An 18,703-nucleotide genomic window follows, 5' to 3' on the forward strand; every position below is an offset into this window, starting at 1 on the left:
TTTATGATGTAAATGTCGAGAATTTTTTGCTGTCATAAAATCCGATACTTGCGGTTTTAATTTATTAAATGAAGATGCATAAACGTTTATGTTTTATTTATTTTTTGATTGTCCGTTTTTAGTCATAATCCTTTGATCTCTACAATTACTAGTTCAACGTTCTGGCGGTTTGCAATTTATAAAAACAAGTGTTTTTCGGCTTAACAATACAATCAAAAACAACAATTACACCAAATTTAAAATGTCTAAAAATGTGTGTTATAGCCGGTATCTTTATCTAGATTTTTTGCTTAAACAAAAACATTTCTAATGATTCAATGACACAAAAAATTCACGTTGCTCTTCAACGCAGAATGATTAATAATTTGAGTAAAACCGCAGAAAGCTGTTATATTGAATTTTTAGAGAAATATCCTCAACTAATCCAAGACTTTCCAACATCCAAGCAACTAATTATATGAGTATTACAAATGCTTTTTTTGAGTAATATCCGAAAGAAAATTGGTAAAAAAATAATCTTGCGTCTATAAAATTGCATTCATTAATATTCATAGTCTTTTCATCATAAAAATATAAAAACAGCATTATTACTTTGCTGAAATTTCTTTTCGATAAGCTGTGCCCCAAATGGCAAGCTGTTCAATTGCAACTTTAAGTCTTTCTCCGTATTCTGTAAGTTCATATTGTACGGTTATTGGCTGCGTGCTTAAAACTGTTCTTTTTAAGAGCAGATTTAATTCCATATCCTTTAATTCTTTGCTCAACATTTTTCCTGATATTCCTTTAATTTCATTTAAAAGTTCCGAATACCTTTTTTTACTGAAACAAAGAACAGCAATAATTGGAATTTTCCATTTACCATTCAGTACGTCCATTGCATCGTGCGCTGCTCTAATGATTACTGTACACTCCGCTTTTTCATTTAGATTTGCTTCCATAAGTTACTTTGTTACCTTTTTGTTATCATTACTTTTTGTTACTATATTACGAAAGTAAACTAATTTGATTTAGTTTTGTTCACTGTAAAAGCAAATAAAACAGTAAATTTATAGGAAATACCTAGATTAGCATTTATAATTTTAGAAGCTATCAGACATACTCAATTATAAAAAAATAAAATTGAAGATTCACAAATACAAAATGACAATAGTAAACAATGAGTAAACTAATTTATGTAATGGATCCACTTTGTGGTTGGTGTTATGGAAACAGCAACAATACACAAAAACTGTATGATAAATACAAGAATGTACTTGATTTTGAGATTTTACCTGCCGGAATGTGGACTGGAGAAAACACCAGAAAACAATCTAAACAAATGGCACAATTTATCAAAAAACACGATCCACAAGTACAACAAACCACAGGAACTGCATTTGGGAAAGACTATTTTGATTCTATAGAAAATGAAAATATAATTTTAGATAGTGAAGTGCCGTCAAGAGCTATCGTTGCAATAAAAAAATTAACGGCTTCACAAGCTGTCCCTTTTGCTATTGAAGTTCAAAAAGCAAGGTATCTGCACGGAAAAGACTTAAATGAAGACAATACTTATTTAGGCATTTGTGAAAATTTAAAATTGGACAAAGAGGAATTTCTGAAAACGTTCCACTCTGAAAATATCAAAAAAGAAACACAAAAAACATTTGCTTTGGCACAACAATACACCAGTTCTTATCCTACCCTTTTAGCAGAAAAAGAAGGTAATACGTATGTTTTAGAACAAGGTTATGCACCACTTGGAGATATTATAAAACAGATTGAGACTCTTTTTTAACTAGTTTGATGGTTTGGAGATAACATACCGTTTCATCTTTGAACATTAATTTAAACATCAAAAAAATGAAATCGAAGATTATTCCATCCGTTCGCCCTACAGGCTCGGATAACAAACACGGAAAAACAAATAGTAAACCCGTGAGAAAATCAATTATCTCAACAGTATTTAAAAGGCAGTAAAATTATTAGTTTCGAGCAGTTTGTAGACAGTCAGCTTGTAAACGATGCAACAAAATAAAAATTATTTTTCTTGTATATTTACATAACCCTAATTTAATCAGAAATCAATGCATCAAAATCTGTTATCTTACATCAACAAATATTCTTCTTCACCTCTTACTAACGAAGAAGAAGCCTTAATTACAGCCACTTTTCAACCCAAAAAATTCAGAAAAAAACAATACTTTTTACAAGAAGGCGATGTATGTAAATACGCTGGTTTTATTGTAAAAGGAGCTATGCGCCAATACAGCGTTGATGATAAAGGAGGGGAACATATTGTACAGCTATTCATTGAAAACTATTGGGCAAACGACCGTGAAAGTTCTACTATGCTAACGCCTTCCGTTTATAATATTGATGCTTGGGAAGATACCGATATACTTCTTATAACTAGAGCCGATATGCTGGATTTAATGGCAAAAATACCTGCAATGGCAGAAATGATTCGCTTAATGGATGAAAGAAATGCTATTGCTAACCAACGAAGATTAAACTCTACTATCAGCAATACAGCAGAAAAGCGCTATGAAGAATTTGCTGTTCATCATCCACAATTTATTCAGCGATTTCCACAGCATCTTATCGCTTCTTTTTTGGGTATTACCAAAGAAACATTGAGCCGAATTAGAAAACAAGGAACGAAATAAACTCCATTTAAGTTTTAAATAGAAAAACCGTTGATGACTGTCAACGGTTTTTTGGATCTAGTTTTTATTTCAAATGTTCTTTAAAGAAAGCATCTAATTTATTAAAAGGAATAACATCCACTTTGTCATACAAATCTACGTGTACAGCGTTTGGGATAATTATTAATTCTTTTGGTTCATTTGCCACTTTATAAATATCTTCACTAAAATATCGTGAGTGCGCATTTTCTCCTGCGATTAAAAGCATTGGTCTTGGCGAAATTTCTTTTACATAAGTTAGTATTGGCATATTCATAAATGATATTGGATTGGTAATTAACCAGGCTCCGTTTGAGTTTACAGAATTGGGATGAAAGCCACGTGGCGTTCTGTAATAATCAAAATATTCTTTTATAAATTGCGGTTCGTCGCCTTTTAATGTTTCCGGTAAATTTCTTGGACCATCTGCAGGTTTTCCATTTTCGGCATCTTTCCAACGTTGCTGGCTCAAGCTTTCCAAGGTTTTGGTACGTTGTTCTGGCGTAACAACATCGTTGTAACCTTTCGACATTACTCTGGTCATATCATACAAACTTGTCGCAGCAACGGCTTTCACTCGCTTATCAATAGCAGTTGCGTTTAAAGCAAAACCACCAAAACCACAAATCCCGATGATACCAATTTTATTTCTATCTACATTTTTCTGCAACCCTAAAAAATCAACTGCAGCACTAAAATCTTCAGTATTGATTTCTGGCGAAGCTACATTTCTTGGTTCGCCACTGCTTTCTCCAGTATAAGACGGGTCGAAAGCCAAAGCTATAAAACCGCGTTCTGCCATTTGGCTAGCATATAATCCTGATGACTGTTGTTTCACTGCTCCAAAAGGGCCACTGATTGCTAATGCAGACAATTTTTCAGTTCCTTCATTTTTTGGAAGATATAAATCACCGCTTAATGTAATGCCGTAACGGTTTTTGAAAGTAACTCTTTGACGGGTAACTTTATCACTCAATTGAAAAGTATAATGTTCTTTTGTTTCCATTTTTTTTGATTTAGATTTTTTGTCTTGTGCAAATGCTTGTCCTGTTAAAAGAAGTATCATTGCGATTGCCAATTTTTTTTTCATTTTTATTAAATTAAATTGTTTTTAAACTTTTTGCAGGAATTCCGCCTACGATAGTATTGTCTGGCACATCCGTTGTTACAACCGAGCCCGATGCTACAATAGCATTTTCGCCAATCGTAACACCTTGCAAAATGGTTGCACTTGCACCAATCCAAGCATTTTTTTTGATGTGAATTGGTTTTGGAATTAAAGAATGCCGGTCTTCGATGGAGGTTGGATGTCCTTCGGATAATAAATTGACTTTCGGTGCTATCAATACATTATCTTCAATGGTAATTCCTCCTAAATCAAGAAAGACACAATCGAAGTTTATAAATACATTTTTGCCAATTTTGGTATGTTTTCCATAATTAATGTGCAATGGTGTAAATACAGTTACGCTTTCGTCAATTTCAGTCTCAGTAATTTGGCTTAAAAAATTTCTGATTTTAGCAGGATCTGATGCGTTATTCATCTCAACCGATAATTTCTTTGTTGCAAATGAAGCCTCACGCATTTTATAGGCGTCTTTATCGATTAGCGAAATGATTTCTCCATTTTTTAGTCGCTCGAATATAGTTGTTGTTTGCATTGTCTATTAAGATTAACATTGCAAAATTAAAGACAAAGCCTCACAGTGACTTTACTGCGAGGCTCAAAGAATCTTTCTGAGAAGCTCAATAAATTAAGAAATAGGTCTTTCTTCGATAATTAGAAAATGAGCTACACGGTCTTTGATGAACCATTTTCCATTTTGAAACACATAGCTATCATCATATTTTACACTGTAATCAGTCAAAATATCTTTTCCATCAACGGCTCTGATCATTTTGATTTGAGTAAAAGAAACTCCGGTAGCAGTTTCGCTGTCGATATTTACAGTATGCTGACCGTTCAATGTAAAATAGGTCTTTACCAGAGATGCGTGATGGTTGAAATCTTTTTCCATATTTTCCCTACCTGAAACATCGGCAACCAAAGCACCGCCCATATAAACTTTATACGTTACATCTGGTGTGAATAAATCCATTACTTCGGCGATTTTCCATTCATCACTTAAATAAGCATAATCATCAATTAAGTTTCTAAGTTCTTCTTTTGTTTTTAAAATTTCTAGTGTCATAATTTTGTTGTTTAATTGAAATTGAAAATTTATTTTCTGTAATTATTACTCAACAAAACTACCTTATATTTGATTACAATTTATTAGTCATTACCTAAAGGTTAGTAAATACATTTTTTAATATTTCTTTTGCAACTAAAAATTAAAGGCAGGCAAATAGAAGATTTCTAATTCTTCTCTTTGCCTGCTATTTTATTTAAAAAAAACAAACTAAATCTATAACTAACTTATTATTATTAATTTCTTATAAGATAAATCACGGAACAAGAATAATTTTCCCTACTGCATTTTTGGTCTGAATAATTTCGTGAGCTTTTGCCATATCTGCCAAAGGAAACAAATGCGAAATATGGGTTTTAATTTCACCCGCAGACAAAAGTTGGGAAATAGTTTCAATATCTTTTAGATAGGTATCATTTGGCGTCACATTTACCCGCTGAACCGTTACATTTTTGGTAGCTTTCGCGTTATCTATAAACTGCTGGTCGGGGTAAACGACAATACTCGACAAAATTCCTCCGGGTTTAAGTGTTTTTAATGAACGAGCCAAATGGGTATCTTCCGTACTGCTTACATCTGCTTCTACCCAAACGGCGTCGTGAACGATGTCGGCATCATTGATAAAATCTTCTACTGCCTGTGTTTTATAATCAAAGAATTCATCCGCACCTAAACTTAATACAAAATCTCTGTTTTCTGTCGATGCAACTCCAATTACATACGCTCCAAAATGCTTTGCAATCTGCACGGCATAATGTCCTACACCACCAGATGCACCGTAGATAATAACCTTGTCTCCTTTTTTTATTTTAGCAAACTTTATTAATGATGCCCATGCTGTCAAAGCAGCCATTGTTGCGCCTGCAACTTGTTCAAAACTTACATTGGCTGGTTTTATTACCAATTCGTCCTCTGGAGCAGCTACAAATTCAGCGTATGCGTTTGCCTGACCGATAAAATTAAAATTTCCAAAAACTTCATCGCCTGTTTTGAATCTTGTCACAGCATTGCCAACTTCAGTCACTATACCTGCAACATCCCATCCCAAAATGATATTTTCTTCATCACCTTTAAGAGCATAAATCATCTCTAGTGCGGCTTGATTTCTACGGACAAATGCATCTACAGGATTAATTGCTATTGCTTTCACTTGAACCAAGACTTCATTGTCTTTGATTGTTGGAACAGGAACTTCTGCTAAAATCAGGTTTTCAGGACCGCCTACTTCTTTTAAAACTATTGCTTTCATTGTTTTTGTATTTAAAATGTTTTGTCAAAGGTAGAAGCAGTTTGAATTTTTTGTTTTGTTCAAAATGTCAAATTTGCTTTGCTAAGATTGTCAAAAAAACTAGAATTTAAAATTTGATAGTGACCTTTTAAACAATGATTTTTTGATATTTTAAACAAAACGTCGATGTGGTTTCTGAACTAATTTTGTAGAAAAGTAACCAATCAGTAATTAATTAAAAACATTTAAAATGTCAGAACAATCAATTTTGAGGCTCACTATGTCCACAACGGTAAATCCCAATGAATGGAAAAAATTAGAACAATTTATGGCAGCAGCAAGAATCGCAGTGCCGAAAGAAGGAGACGGGGTTTTAATCCACGAATGTCATTATAATCCTGAGACTTTCGAAATCCTTTTCTTGGAATCTTACGCTAACGAAAATGAATTGATGAAACACGCACAAGCGTTTGCTCCAGTGATGAATAATCACAAAGTAGATTGGAAAATCAATAGAATTGACCTGCTTGGCAACTATTCTGACGAGATTTTTGCAATGATGAAAGGAATGGCAAATGGTGCGGCAGTAAATCTTTACAAAAAAGTATTTAAAAACAAATAATATTCCGCAATGGATTATTATTTGTTTGAATTTTGGCTTAATCCGATTATAATTCTGAAGGAGAATAGCCGAACTGTTTCTTAAAGGCAAAAGAAAAATGGGAGAGATTTTCAAAACCAATTTCCAAATAAATATCTCCCGCTTTCTTGTCCTTTTTGGAGAGTTGAAAATGAGCCAATTCCAAACGTTTTTTTGTCAGCCAGCGCTGAGGTGTAATTTTAAAAGCCTTTTTAAAATCCCTGATAAATGTTGATAGACTGCGACCCGTGAGATAGGCAAATTTTTCAAGGGGCATATTAAACTTGTAATGTTTTTCCATGAAATCAACCAGATTGATTTTTCCGGGTTCAGAGAAATCTGCCAAAACACTGTCTATATTTGGTTCAATAAATCGGAGGATGGAAATAGCTTCTTCAAATTTAAGCTTTGCAATATTTTCCGGGAGTTTTTGCTCCAGTTCAAAATAAGGAATGATAGAGGAAAAGAAACTTTTTAACAATGCCTGTTCACTTAAAATCCTAACAGAAAAGTCTGGGGAAACATTCAGATTTGGTTTTTCTTGTGTATAAAATGCTTTCAGTCTTTCTACCGTCAACCCAAAAACGACAGCCTTGTAAGGTCTCCCGTCTTTAGGCTGTTTTATGACGGCGGATATCTGATTTCTTGGAAAAAGCAACATACTGTCGGCACCAAATGTATACGATTTGTCTGCCTGTATAATTTTCATTTCACCGGAAATGATCAGCACAAAAGAATGAAATTCAAGACTTAAATCATCTTTGTAAATACCTTCTTCAGTAACCGTCCAAACAAGATCTGTAAATTTATTGAAATTTTGTTTTGCCATTGTTAATGATTTGAGATTTTGTAAATATTGGATTGAACCAAATACCAAAATTACAAATATTAGCATCAAATTAATTTGTTTAAAATGTCAATTACGCTTTGTTTAAATTGTCATTTTCTATTTTTGCCAGCCTGCGCTATTTGAATTGGCATTTAAAGTTTAAATTTGTTAATAAATTATTAGTTGTTGCTTAACGGTTATCGACTAATACAAAACAAATTTATGGAAGAAATAAAAGAAAATCAAACTGATAATAAAGCATTTACAGAGGAATGTCATAAAGTTTTAATGGCAGTTTCAGACGCATTATATGCCATTGGCGGTAAATGGAAACTGATGATTATCATCGCAATGGCAAGAGGAAATAAACGATTTACCGAAATTCAACGGCAGGTCACAGGAATTTCTGCACGGGTTCTTTCAAGCGAATTAAAAGAACTGGAAATGAATGGTTTTATTATCAAAAAAGTAGAAAATGGTTATCCGGTAACCATAGAATATGAACTGCTGCCCTACAGTCATACACTCGAAGAAGTTGTGGGAGCAATGACCAAATGGGGAATGCAGCATCGCGAAAAAATTAAAAGCGAACAATCTTCTGGAAAATTAAAAAATGATAAAAAGCCAAATAACTAAACTTCTGTTGGCGGAATTCCGTATTGTTTTTTAAATGCGGTTGAAAAATGAGAAGGATTCTTAAAGCCAACTTCCATATAAACGTCTTGTACTTTTTTGCCTTCTTCTTTTAGTTTTACGTAAGCCGTTTCCAAGCGTTTTTTTATCAGCCATTTTTGAGGTGTGAGGCTGCTTATTTTTTTGAAATCTCTTTTGAAAGTTGCCAAACTTCGTCCTGTGAATGAAGCGATTTGTTCCATCGAAAGTTCTTCCATATAGTTGCCGTTGAGGAATTCCAAAAGGTCAATTTTCCAAGGTTCGGCAAAATCAAAAAGTATTGGATAGAGTTGTTCGTTGCTGTTCAGTAAAGCATAAATCCCTTCCAATAATTTCAAATGTGTAACGCCTTCCGTTGGTTGTATGTTACTGTCAAAATAAGGTGTAAGCGATTGAAATAAACTTTCTATTGCGGGACTTGATTCTAACTTAAAGACCGTTTTGTCAGAAACTTTAACAGCTGTAGGTATTTCAGATTTATTCATTTTACTGTAAAAATCACGCAATACATTACGCTTAAATGTTAACGAAATGCCTTTGTACAAATCTTCACCTTTGCTGTTTTTGTACATTTTCAAGCGGTGATCTCTTCGGATAAAAGCACAATCTCCAGCCTGCAATTTTATTTTTTTGTTTCTATCCTCTATAATCTGTTCGCCGGAGTACAAATAAACCAAGACGTGTTCAGGCGTGGCGTGAATACACTTTTCGCTATAATCACTAAAGCAAGACAAGAATATTCCTGAATAGCTTAATGTTTTTAATTTATCGTCTTGTTGCACCTCCATAATCTTTATAGTTGTATTAGTAACGTACAAAAGTAAAATTTATATTTGTGAATTTCTTTGCTGTAAGGTTCATTTTGTCTTTCTGTAAGGCTCAATTATATTGTTGGACTATATAAAAGAAAACTAGTGCCAAATTAGAAAACAAGTAATGAAATAAACTCCATTTTAAGTTTTGAATTACAAAGACCATTGATATATGTCAACGGTTTTTTTTATCATATCTCATTGTCACAAGGCCTGCCTTTGATGCAACTTTGCCTTATCAAAATCAATAAAAATTTTAAAAAGTAAAACAATGAGTGATTTATCAAAAATGTCTAAAACGGTGGTTTTCCACGAAGCTGGAACTCCTGAAGTATTAAAAGTAGAACAAGTAAAAGTATCTTATCCTGGTTCTCAGGAAGTAAGAATTCAAGTAAAATCAATTGGTATAAACAGAGCTGATGCTATGTATCGCCAAGGAATGTACATAGAAAATCCTATTTTCCCAGCCCAATTAGGTTATGAAGCTGCCGGAATTGTCGAAGCTGTTGGTTCTGAAGTTTCGAATGTATCGGTTGGAGATGTCGTAAATGTTATACCTGGTTTTTCATTACATAACTATACCTCGTATGGAGAATATATCCTAATGCCAGCTTATGCAGTACATAAATATCCAGCCAATTTATCTTATGATGAAGCTGCGTCTTTGTGGACAAGTTACTCCACAATGTACGGAATGATTGTAAATTCCGGAAAATTAAAATCAGGAGAATTTGTGGTTATCAATGCAGCTTCAAGCAGTGCTGGTCTTGCTGCTATTCAAATAACAAATTATGTTGGAGGAATTTCAATTGCTTTAACTACTTCTGCAAAGAAAAAAGAAGCATTATTAAAAGCGGGTGCATCCCACGTAATTGTAACCTCTGAAGAAGACATTGCAACTGAAGTTTTAAAAATCACCAATAATGTAGGTGCTCATATCATTTTAGATCCTGTTGTGGGTGTTAAATTCAGCAACCTTTTAAGTTCAGTTGCCGAAAACGGGAAAGTGTTTGTTTACGGTGCATTGAGCCACGAACCTGCCAGTTTCCCAGCGTTTGACGTTCTCATGAAAACCCCAACCATTCGAGGATATTCTGCAATTGAAGTTTTAGGCAATATGGAAGTTTTGATGCAAGCCATCGCTTTTATTGACAAAGGTGTCGCCGAAGGGAAATTAAAACCCATTATTGATAAGGTTTTTAATCTAGATGAAATCGTTGCGTCTCATAACTATTTAGAATCCAACCAGCAATTTGGTAAGATTGTAGTGAATATATAGTTTCTATCACTTTTTTAACTAAGATATTTTTTAAAGTATCTTTAATAACTTTTAAACCGTTGATATTTACCAACGGTTTTTATTATTTCTCATCTTTGTCATTAACATTCTAAAAAATAAAATAAAATAAAAATGAAAGCATTTATAGAATACATTTTACAGTTTGGAAATTTAAACCAACAACAGCTTGACTTAATTTCAAAGAAGGCTGCCGTATTAGAACTTCGAAAAGATGACTATTTTTCGGAAGCGGGGAAAATTGTGCGACAAGTTGGTTTTATTGTAGAAGGCATTACCCGAGTTTGTTATTACAATAATAAAGGCGAAGAAATAACCAAATATTTCATTGATGAAAACAATATTGTGGTTGATTTAGACAGTTTTAACAATGAAATTTGTTCTTCGGCCTATGTGCAGGCTATTACTGATTGCAAACTTATTGTTTTTTCAAAAAAAGACTGGCAGGAATTGCTGGATACCATCGTTGGCTGGGATACTATTGTGCATAAAATCACTTCAAAAGCATTAATGCTAAAAGTAGCCAGAAGAAGCCCATTGGTTACAGAAGATGCTACTGAACGCTATTTGAAGTTTTTGGAAATTTTCCCCAATGTTGTCAACCGTGTTCCGCTTTCATATATCGCTTCTTATTTAGGCATTACTCAATCTTCATTAAGCAGAATCAGAAAAAATATCCGATAAATTGTTTTTTTGCCAAATGGCAAATGATTTCGTTTCTAAACGTTGCAATTTTGCTTTATTAATCTTAAAAACAATAAAAATGAAATCAGTATTAATAACAGGAGCCAACAGAAGCATTGGTCTGGAAATAGCAAAACAGCTTTCAAAAAAAGGCTTATGCGTCTATTTAGGAACACGTGACCTTGAAAAAGGCGAAGCAGTTGTAAAAGAGTTGGCCGAAAATGGCTTTCAAAACATCAAAGTTATTCAAATTGATGTGACTAATTATGATTCCATTTTATCTGCCAAAAATAGTATAGAAAAAGAGCAAGGCAAATTGGATATTTTAATTAACAATGCAGGAATTCTTGGAACAAATCCGCAACAGGCATCGGATACTCCGATTGAAGACATTCAAAAAGTATTTGATACCAACTTCTTTGGCGTAATCCAAGTGACGCAAACCTTTTTGGAATTGCTCAAAAAATCGGAAAGTCCAAGGATCAGCAATATTACTTCTGGACTGGGTTCTTTAACTTTGCACAGTGACCCAAATTGGAAATATTATGATTTTAAAACGGCAAGTTACGGAACTTCAAAGGCAGCTTTAAATGCATACACCATTGCATTGGCTTATGAACTAAAAAGCTTGTCTTTCAAAGTAAATGCAATTGATCCGGGTTATACTGCAACCGATTTTAATCATCATAGCGGACCAGGAACAATCGAAAGTGCGGCAGCTTTTATTATTAAACATACATTAACCGATAATAATGCACCAACGGGGAAATTTTTCAGCAATGACATAGAGGACGAAACCGAAGTAAGTCCGTGGTAAAAACAGCTTCATTATATTGATTTAATCATCACAAGAATAATTGAAAACCGTTGACAAATGTCAACGGTTTTTTTTATCAAATCGCATCTTTATCAGGTTTACTAGTGTCACATCTTTGCCTTATCAAAATCAATAAAAATAATAACATTAAAATTTAAACAAAAATGAAAAATTTAAAAAAAATACCGGCTACTCAACTTCTTCGTAACACTTTAGATAGATTTCTTGCCAAAGATATGAAAGGCTGGTCAGAGCTTTGTGCCGAAGACGTAGTAGCAGAATTCCCTTTTGCCCCAGAAGGTTCACAAGCAAAATTTGAAGGTAAAGAGGCTCTTTATGCTTATTTAAAAGATTACCCAACTTATATCGATATAAAATCATTACCAACCTTAAAAATCTATGGTACTGATGACGAAAATATTGCCATAGCAGAATGGAGTGCTTCTGGAGTTGTAATAGGAAATGGCAATCCCTATGAAATGAGCTATGCAACTTTCGTAACTTTCCGTGACGGTCTTGTTGTAAACTACCGTGAATACTGGAATCCACAAGCGTTTCAAAAAGCAATGAGTGGAGGGAATTTTGCTGAGTAACAAAATTAACTTTAAAAACCGTTGACATTTATCAACGGTTTTTTGTCAAATTGCATCGCAACAAGGCGGAAAATGCGAGTGCTTTTATCGTTAAACATACTTTGACAGATAATAATGCGCCAACGGGACAATTTTATAGTAATGACATAGAGGATAAAACAGAAGTAAATCCTTGGTAAAAAAAATACTGTATTTATTGATATGGTTTAACAAAAGTGACTTACAAACAGTCATTTAAAAAAAAGAATATAAAATGAAAGTAATTGTATTTGGAGCCACAGGATTAGTTGGCAAACAGATTGTAAAAGAGAGTTTAAAACTTGGAAATGAAGTAACCGTCTATACCCGACAAACTGATTTTCCAATTAAGGGTGTAAAAATCATTTCGGGAGAATTAGACGATGACGGTAAAATTGCTGCAATCATTAAGGATTATGATGCAATAGCTTGTGCTGTAGCCAATAGAGATCTTGAAGATCCTACACAAGTACTAACCCCATTTGTAAAATTAGTTACCAAGCACATTTCGCAAGAACAAAGATTGATTGTAGTGGCAGGTTCGGGTTTGACACTTTTAAATTTCAATACCATAAGAAGAGACTTGCCAGGACAGCCAGCATTTTTGAAAAATCCACGAGCTGATCATTGGGATGCTTATACTTATCTTGCAGCTATAGATGTCAATTATTTAGTTGTGTGCCCAACAATGGTTGTTGAGGGTGACTCTGATGGTAATTATATTTTTGAAGAAAAATATTTTCCACAAAGCGAAAGCAAAGAAATATTTGCAGGTAATGTAGGACATTATATTGCGAAAGAGCTTAATGAGCAAAATTTTAAACAAACAAAAATTGGTCTTGTAAACAAAGGATAACTTATAGTATCACCTTTAAAATAATTCAAAACCGTTGACATTTACCAACGGTTTTTTTGTCAAATTGCATCTTTTTAAGTCTCGCTTACAATGTAACTTTGCCTTATCAAAACGATAAAAAAACAACATTAAAATATAACAGCCACAAAAAATATTCCTTTGTGGCTGTTAAATTAATATATGAGCTCATTTTTAAACTAGCTCCGCAGCCAAAGTAATTTCAGCATTTAATAATTGTGAAATTGGGCAGTTTTCTTTTGCGTTTTGTGCAGCTTCTTGAAACTGTTCTTCAGTTATTCCATCAATTTTTGCTTTTAAACCTAGGTGGACTAGAGTTATTTTTCCATCTTCAAAAGTTACCTTTGCAGTAGTATCAATGTTTGTAGGCACAAAACCCATATCGGTTAGCACAAAACTTAATTTCATACTAAAACATCCTGAATGTGCCGCGGCAATAAGTTCCTCCGGATTAGTTCCCACGCCTTCTTCAAAACGGGTTTTAAAGGATAATTGGGCTTTGTCTAAAGTGGTACTTTGGGTAGATATTGTCCCTTTTCCTTCCATTCCTGTTCCTTGCCAATTGGCATTTGCTTGTCTTGTAAATTTCATTTTTATTTATTTTAATGGTTATTGAATATTATTTTTCTAAAAACTTGATTAATTCTGAATTGAATTTCCCAAGTTCCTCAATAAACAATCCGTGTCCGCTATTTTCAAATTTTACGATATACGAATTTTTAATTCCTTTTTGCATTTGCTCGGCTAATGCAAATTCACATATTTTGTCTTTTGTTCCGTGAAAAATAGCAGTTGGAATGTTTATTTTGGATAATTCAGCACGCAAATCGGTATCTCTCAAGGCTATCAAACATTGGGTTGTTGCATAAGGAGAAGCCTCTAAATTTATTCCTCCTAACCAATTACCAATGCCTTGTGACAATGCCGTTTCATTGGCAGCAAATATTTTTCCAAAATTTTCTAAAAGTTGCGGTCTATTTGTTTTGCTCAAAGCAATTAAACCGTTCACGTCTTCTTTAGAAAATCCATAAGAATAGTCATTTCTTTTAGTCCACAATGGTGCAGCTGCTCCAAACAAAGCCAGTTTGTTTACGTGGGCACTATTGTATTTAGCAACATAATGTATCGCTATGGCACCTCCCATTGAAAAACCTCCTAAAGTTGCATTTTGAATATTCAATTTATCCAATACCACTTTAATATCGTTGGCAAATACATCATAATCATATTTGCCATAAGGTTTGTCTGATTTACCAAAACCACGAAGTGTAATACCTATAACTCGGTATCCTTTTTCTACCAATTCCTGGTATTGGTATTCATACATTGCATCACTTAAAGGCCAACCGTGAATTAACACAACCGCTTTGCCAGTTCCCCAATCTGTAACGTGAAGGAGAACATTCTTTTCTACTTCAATAAATTCTTCACGCGTTGATGAAGCTTTTTTTTGTTGCGCAATTGCCGAAATAGATAATGCTAATAATGCTAAAGCAGTAAACAAAATTTTTGTTTGAGTTGCTAGATTTAATTTTAATTTCATTTTTTTATTGTTTTAAGTTATTTAACGATACAAAGGTGGTATGTTTGTAATTATAAATCAAATTAATAATTTTTATATATTATAAATAAAAAATATAATTATGACATTACAGCAATTAAAATACATCATTGCTTTAGACAAAGAAAGACACTTTGCGAGAGCTGCAGAAGCCTGTTTTGTATCACAACCCGGATTAACATTACAGCTAAAAAGTTTGGAAGAAGAGATAGGAATTAAAATATTTGATCGATCAACCGTTCCTCTCAAACCTACATCACTAGGCACAGTAATAATTGCAAAAGCTAAAAAAGTATTGAAAGAAGTAGATTCGATTAGAGATTTTGTAATTGATGAAAAAAATATGTTAGAAGGAGAAATAAAATTGGGTATTATTTCAACACTTTCACCTTATCTAATTCCTATATTAATTAAAGATTTAAGAGCCAAACTGCCCAAAATAATCTTTACCATTAAAGAAGTAACTACAGTAGGTTTAATGAACGATTTGGAAGAAGGAGCTATTGATATTGCCATAATGGCAACTCCAACTGGCAACTCTTCATTGCTGGAATTCCCTGTTTTTTATGAGCCATTTGTGGCTTTTATCAATAAATCGTATGGTTCAGATACTGGCATTCTTTTCAATCTTTTTGAAAGTAACAAAGCCGATTTGTTATTGCTTCAGGATGAATACTGTTTTAATGCACAACTGTTGGATATTTGTAATTTGAAGAGTGAAAACAAAGCACAGGAAAAATTCTTCTACAACATCAACTCAATTGAAACTTTAAAAAATCTAGTGCGAGCCGATTTAGGTTTTGCAATACTTCCTGAGTTATCTATCATTAATGAGGTACCAAATAACTGCTATAAATCTTTTGAAGACCCAAAACCAGTAAGAGAAATCAGTTTAGTGGTTTCGGACACATTTGCCAAAAATGTATTGCTTGAAAAAATAAGGGAAGTCATTTGGGATTGTTTGCCTCAAAAATTAAAGCAAACAGTCAACTATAAGAAGATAAGTTGGAATGACTCGCCTTATTTTAAAAAGGCTATAAGTTCGTCAATTAAGAGCAACTAACCGTAAGGTCTTGTTATAAACTACCTTGAATACTGGAATCCACAAGTTTTCCAAAAAGCAATGAGTGGCGGAAGTTTTGCAGAATAATAATTCAAATTAAAACCGTATCGTTTTAAACCAATATCAAAAACCGTTGACAAATGTATGAATCGATGTTAAAAATAATATGAAAACAACTTTTAAACTAACATTCTTTTGATAATTGATTATGAGTTTCACCCCACTCTGCCATAGCCTCTAGAACAGGTAGTAATGTTTTACCTTTTTCAGACAAATAATATTCTACGTGTGGGGGAACAATTTCTTTTGCATCTCTTACAACCAAGCCGTCTAGTTCTAACTGTTTCAGTTGTTGCGCCAGCATTTTCTCTGTAGTGTATATCAATATTTTTTTCAATTGCCCAAATCGCAATGGCTCATTTCGAAGTTGATATAGAATGATAGTTTTCCATCTCCCACCAATCATTTCAATGGTAAATGACATAGGACATTTAGTAAGGACATTATTGTTTAAGCTATTGGTTGAATTCTCTTTTCTCTGTGCCATTTATACGCTTACTTTTTAGGTAGTACTTGTTTTTATAATAGTGCAAATATACCTTTGTATTATTAAAAATCAAATAAAAATAAAAAACTATGAAAGTATTATTAATTGGAGGAACGGGCAACATTGGTCAGCGAATATTAAAAGAAGCTCTGGATAAAGAGTATGAAGTAACCGCAGTACAACGCAAACCAGAGGCATTAGAATTGAAACACCCAAATTTAACAGTAATCAAAGGCGACTTGCTGAACGAGGCAGAATTACCATCTTTAATAGCTGGCAAAGATGTTGTTGTATCTGCAATATCACTTTATGCAGGACTATCTCCTGAACAGTTTAAAAAAGCGCACCAAAACCTTATCAATGCTTTAAAAAAACAACCACAAACAAGAATTATTGCTGTGGGAGGAGGAACAAATAATGAGGTTGCACCAGGCTTAAGAATGTTGGATAGTGAAGATATTATGAAAAATATTCCAGAAGAATACAAACCTTCAATTTTTGCACACGGTGAAGTACAGAAATTATATGAAACTACAGGACTGGAAAACTGGACGTATTTTAACCCTGCTGCTATGATACAAGCAGGCGAACGCACAGGTAAATTTAGATTAGGAACTACTAATCTGGTTGCAGACGAAAACGGAGCAAGCAATATCTCATTCGAAGATTATGCAGTGGCGTTGGTTGATGAAATCAAAAATCAGCAATTTGTAGGTAAACCATTTACCATTGGTTATTAAATCAAATCATTATAAAATAAAATGGAAAATAAATTAGAACAATTACTGGTTCAGCATTTAAACGAAATTTGGAACCAACGTGACGAAACACTTAGGGTTACGGCTATTAAAAGAGTCTATGCGAAAGATATTGACTTATTTGAAGTTGGTGAAAAATTTACAGGATATGAGGATGTAAATCATAAAATTAGTAAGACATTAAATGGTCTTCCTCCGGTTTTTTCTATTGTACAGTTAAAACCAATTGTAATTAATAACAATGTAGGCAAGTTAGATTGGGGTGTTGGTCCAGAGGGAACGCCTCCAGTAGCAACGGGTACAGACATAGTAATTTTTGAAAACGGAAAAATAAAATCATTATATGTATTTCTTAACAAGTAAATAAAATAAAATGGAAAGAATCGTAAATCTAAGTGACGCTAAAGCTGTTCGCAACATGGAAAATATCATTAATCTTCATGAAATAATGATTAATCAGAGACAGCCAGAAGAAGCAGTTTTAAAATTTTTAGACCCAGAATATATTCAGCATGATCCTTTACTGGAAACGGGCGCAGCTGGTTTGATAAAATTTTTTAAGCAGGTAGTAGATGAACATCCAACAACAAGCTGGACGGCAAAACGCATCATTGCCGTTGACAACTATGTATGGGTACACTCTAACTTCCGAAACATTTTCAATGATGATCCTAATGACACTGGAATTGCAGGAGTTGATATCTTTAAAATGAATGACGAAGGTAAAGCTATAGAACATTGGGAAGTACTACAACTCGTTGGCACACCCGATAATGCAGCTCCATGGGTAGCCCAAAATTTAAAAGCAGCTAATATAAACGGCATATTTTAATATCTCTTTTAAGTATAGTGAGTTTGTGTTAGAGTGATTTTAAATTAATTAGTTCTAAAACCGTTGACAAATGTCAACGGTTTTTTTTATCATATCGCATCGATTTAAGGGGTACTTCTATCGCAATTTTACAGTATTAAAATTAACAAAAAATAACCATCTAAGAATTAGAAAAAATGAACAAGAACAAAATTATTTATTGGGCAACAACTGGAATTATTGCTGCTATGATGCTTTTTAGTGCATTCGGGTATTTTACTAACGCTGATATGAAAGCAGCATTTGTCCATTTAGGTTTCCCCGATTATTTCAGAATTGAACTAGGAGTTCTAAAGGTTTTAGGAGCATTAGTCTTAATCATTCCTATGATTTCTGCTAAAATTAAATCCTTCGCTTATTTTGGATTTGCATTGACATTCATTTCTGCATTTATTGCTCATATAGCGAGTGGTGATCCTATTTCTGTGGCTGTTGCACCAATTGTATTTTTAGCAATTTTGGGAGTGTCACATTATTATCACGATAAAATTTTAGTAATGAATCGCGACTAACAAAAAGTTTGCGTAAGCAACCATCAAAAACATAAAAAGGCGACACAATCTGGCGTAGCATACCCAAAT

Annotated in this window: 24 protein-coding genes; 14 read left to right on the forward strand and 10 right to left on the reverse strand. The window is 33.5% G+C overall.

Annotation, left to right across the window (positions count from 1 at the left end; genetic code table 11):
* Window positions 1–587: 587 nt before the first annotated feature.
* Entirely contained in the window at window positions 588–938 is a 351-nt protein-coding gene (locus CLU83_RS07700; protein WP_100431067.1) for a helix-turn-helix domain-containing protein, read from the reverse strand.
* Window positions 939–1,156: 218 nt separating this feature from the next.
* Here CLU83_RS07700 and CLU83_RS07705 point away from each other — a divergent pair, with 218 nt between their 5' ends.
* Entirely contained in the window at window positions 1,157–1,777 is a 621-nt protein-coding gene (locus tag CLU83_RS07705; RefSeq protein ID WP_232727013.1) for a DsbA family protein, read from the forward strand.
* Between the two features lie 289 nt (window positions 1,778–2,066).
* Window positions 2,067–2,648 (forward strand): Crp/Fnr family transcriptional regulator, encoded by a 582-nt coding sequence (locus CLU83_RS07710; RefSeq protein WP_100431068.1) that lies wholly within the window; start codon window positions 2,067–2,069, stop codon window positions 2,646–2,648.
* Between the two features lie 64 nt (window positions 2,649–2,712).
* Here CLU83_RS07710 and CLU83_RS07715 read toward each other — a convergent pair whose 3' ends face one another.
* The 4 genes from CLU83_RS07715 to CLU83_RS07730 form a co-directional block, all read right to left on the reverse strand.
* Window positions 2,713–3,756: an alpha/beta hydrolase gene (locus CLU83_RS07715; RefSeq protein WP_100431069.1), complete on the reverse strand. Its 1,044-nt coding sequence runs from the start codon at window positions 3,754–3,756 to the stop codon at window positions 2,713–2,715.
* Between the two features lie 10 nt (window positions 3,757–3,766).
* On the reverse strand, window positions 3,767–4,327 hold the full coding sequence (locus tag CLU83_RS07720) for a DapH/DapD/GlmU-related protein (RefSeq protein ID WP_100431070.1): 561 nt from the start codon (window positions 4,325–4,327) through the stop codon (window positions 3,767–3,769).
* A 93-nt stretch (window positions 4,328–4,420) separates the two neighbouring features.
* Window positions 4,421–4,858 (reverse strand): nuclear transport factor 2 family protein, encoded by a 438-nt coding sequence (locus CLU83_RS07725; protein WP_100431071.1) that lies wholly within the window; start codon window positions 4,856–4,858, stop codon window positions 4,421–4,423.
* 256 nt (window positions 4,859–5,114) lie between these two features.
* Window positions 5,115–6,107 (reverse strand): NADP-dependent oxidoreductase, encoded by a 993-nt coding sequence (locus CLU83_RS07730; RefSeq protein WP_100431072.1) that lies wholly within the window; start codon window positions 6,105–6,107, stop codon window positions 5,115–5,117.
* 229 nt (window positions 6,108–6,336) lie between these two features.
* On the opposite strand from CLU83_RS07730, the gene CLU83_RS07735 reads away from it, so the two are divergent.
* Window positions 6,337–6,708 (forward strand): hypothetical protein, encoded by a 372-nt coding sequence (locus tag CLU83_RS07735; protein ID WP_157802033.1) that lies wholly within the window; start codon window positions 6,337–6,339, stop codon window positions 6,706–6,708.
* A 46-nt stretch (window positions 6,709–6,754) separates the two neighbouring features.
* On the opposite strand, the gene CLU83_RS07740 is transcribed toward CLU83_RS07735, so the two are convergent.
* Window positions 6,755–7,555 carry an AraC family transcriptional regulator gene (locus CLU83_RS07740; RefSeq protein WP_100433664.1) on the reverse strand — a complete coding sequence of 267 codons (801 nt, stop codon included), beginning with the start codon at window positions 7,553–7,555 and terminating at the stop codon, window positions 6,755–6,757.
* Between the two features lie 222 nt (window positions 7,556–7,777).
* Between CLU83_RS07740 and CLU83_RS07745 the strand changes: the two genes are divergently transcribed.
* A complete protein-coding gene (locus tag CLU83_RS07745; protein ID WP_100431074.1) occupies window positions 7,778–8,191 on the forward strand; it encodes a helix-turn-helix domain-containing protein in 414 nt (137 codons plus the stop codon).
* Here CLU83_RS07745 and CLU83_RS07750 read toward each other — a convergent pair.
* Window positions 8,188–9,015 (reverse strand): AraC family transcriptional regulator, encoded by an 828-nt coding sequence (locus CLU83_RS07750; protein ID WP_100431075.1) that lies wholly within the window; start codon window positions 9,013–9,015, stop codon window positions 8,188–8,190. The genes CLU83_RS07745 and CLU83_RS07750 overlap by 4 nt on opposite strands.
* Before the next feature lie 295 nt (window positions 9,016–9,310).
* Here CLU83_RS07750 and CLU83_RS07755 point away from each other — a divergent pair, with 295 nt between their 5' ends.
* The 5 genes from CLU83_RS07755 (at window position 9,311) to CLU83_RS07780 (ending at window position 13,304) form a co-directional block, all read left to right on the forward strand.
* The gene (locus CLU83_RS07755) at window positions 9,311–10,318 is read left to right on the forward strand and encodes a zinc-dependent alcohol dehydrogenase family protein (protein WP_100431076.1); all 1,008 of its coding nucleotides are present in this window, start codon (window positions 9,311–9,313) and stop codon (window positions 10,316–10,318) included.
* 132 nt (window positions 10,319–10,450) lie between these two features.
* A complete protein-coding gene (locus tag CLU83_RS07760) occupies window positions 10,451–11,020 on the forward strand; it encodes a Crp/Fnr family transcriptional regulator (RefSeq protein WP_100431077.1) in 570 nt (189 codons plus the stop codon).
* Between the two features lie 79 nt (window positions 11,021–11,099).
* Window positions 11,100–11,837, forward strand: a complete 738-nt coding sequence (locus CLU83_RS07765) for an SDR family oxidoreductase (RefSeq protein WP_100433665.1) — start codon at window positions 11,100–11,102, stop codon at window positions 11,835–11,837.
* A 164-nt stretch (window positions 11,838–12,001) separates the two neighbouring features.
* Window positions 12,002–12,430, forward strand: coding sequence for a nuclear transport factor 2 family protein (locus CLU83_RS07770; protein WP_100431078.1), 429 nt, complete (start codon window positions 12,002–12,004; stop codon window positions 12,428–12,430).
* A 253-nt stretch (window positions 12,431–12,683) separates the two neighbouring features.
* Window positions 12,684–13,304 carry an NAD(P)-dependent oxidoreductase gene (locus CLU83_RS07780; RefSeq protein ID WP_100431079.1) on the forward strand — a complete coding sequence of 207 codons (621 nt, stop codon included), beginning with the start codon at window positions 12,684–12,686 and terminating at the stop codon, window positions 13,302–13,304.
* Window positions 13,305–13,496: 192 nt separating this feature from the next.
* Here the strand turns inward: CLU83_RS07780 and CLU83_RS07785 are convergent, their stop codons facing one another.
* Together CLU83_RS07785 and CLU83_RS07790 are read right to left on the reverse strand one after the other, a co-directional pair.
* The gene (locus CLU83_RS07785) at window positions 13,497–13,913 is read right to left on the reverse strand and encodes an OsmC family protein (RefSeq protein ID WP_100431080.1); all 417 of its coding nucleotides are present in this window, start codon (window positions 13,911–13,913) and stop codon (window positions 13,497–13,499) included.
* Window positions 13,914–13,941: 28 nt separating this feature from the next.
* Complete coding sequence (locus CLU83_RS07790) at window positions 13,942–14,865, reverse strand: alpha/beta fold hydrolase (RefSeq protein WP_100431081.1); 924 nt, start codon at window positions 14,863–14,865, stop codon at window positions 13,942–13,944.
* A 100-nt stretch (window positions 14,866–14,965) separates the two neighbouring features.
* Here CLU83_RS07790 and CLU83_RS07795 point away from each other — a divergent pair, with 100 nt between their 5' ends.
* Window positions 14,966–15,946, forward strand: a complete 981-nt coding sequence (locus CLU83_RS07795; RefSeq protein WP_100431082.1) for a hydrogen peroxide-inducible genes activator — start codon at window positions 14,966–14,968, stop codon at window positions 15,944–15,946.
* 184 nt (window positions 15,947–16,130) lie between these two features.
* Here CLU83_RS07795 and CLU83_RS07805 read toward each other — a convergent pair whose 3' ends face one another.
* The gene (locus CLU83_RS07805; RefSeq protein ID WP_100431083.1) at window positions 16,131–16,493 is read right to left on the reverse strand and encodes a helix-turn-helix domain-containing protein; all 363 of its coding nucleotides are present in this window, start codon (window positions 16,491–16,493) and stop codon (window positions 16,131–16,133) included.
* 89 nt (window positions 16,494–16,582) lie between these two features.
* Here CLU83_RS07805 and CLU83_RS07810 point away from each other — a divergent pair, with 89 nt between their 5' ends.
* From CLU83_RS07810 to CLU83_RS07825, 4 genes are all read left to right on the forward strand, one after another.
* Entirely contained in the window at window positions 16,583–17,233 is a 651-nt protein-coding gene (locus tag CLU83_RS07810) for an NAD(P)-dependent oxidoreductase (protein WP_100431084.1), read from the forward strand.
* A gap of 21 nt (window positions 17,234–17,254) precedes the next feature.
* On the forward strand, window positions 17,255–17,614 hold the full coding sequence (locus CLU83_RS07815) for a nuclear transport factor 2 family protein (protein WP_100431085.1): 360 nt from the start codon (window positions 17,255–17,257) through the stop codon (window positions 17,612–17,614).
* Between the two features lie 10 nt (window positions 17,615–17,624).
* Window positions 17,625–18,083, forward strand: a complete 459-nt coding sequence (locus tag CLU83_RS07820; RefSeq protein WP_100431086.1) for a nuclear transport factor 2 family protein — start codon at window positions 17,625–17,627, stop codon at window positions 18,081–18,083.
* Between the two features lie 176 nt (window positions 18,084–18,259).
* The gene (locus tag CLU83_RS07825; RefSeq protein WP_100431087.1) at window positions 18,260–18,634 is read left to right on the forward strand and encodes a DoxX family protein; all 375 of its coding nucleotides are present in this window, start codon (window positions 18,260–18,262) and stop codon (window positions 18,632–18,634) included.
* Window positions 18,635–18,703: the final 69 nt, after the last annotated feature.

Source organism: Flavobacterium sp. 1 (genome assembly GCF_002797935.1).
Taxonomy (GTDB): Bacteria; Bacteroidota; Bacteroidia; order Flavobacteriales; family Flavobacteriaceae; genus Flavobacterium.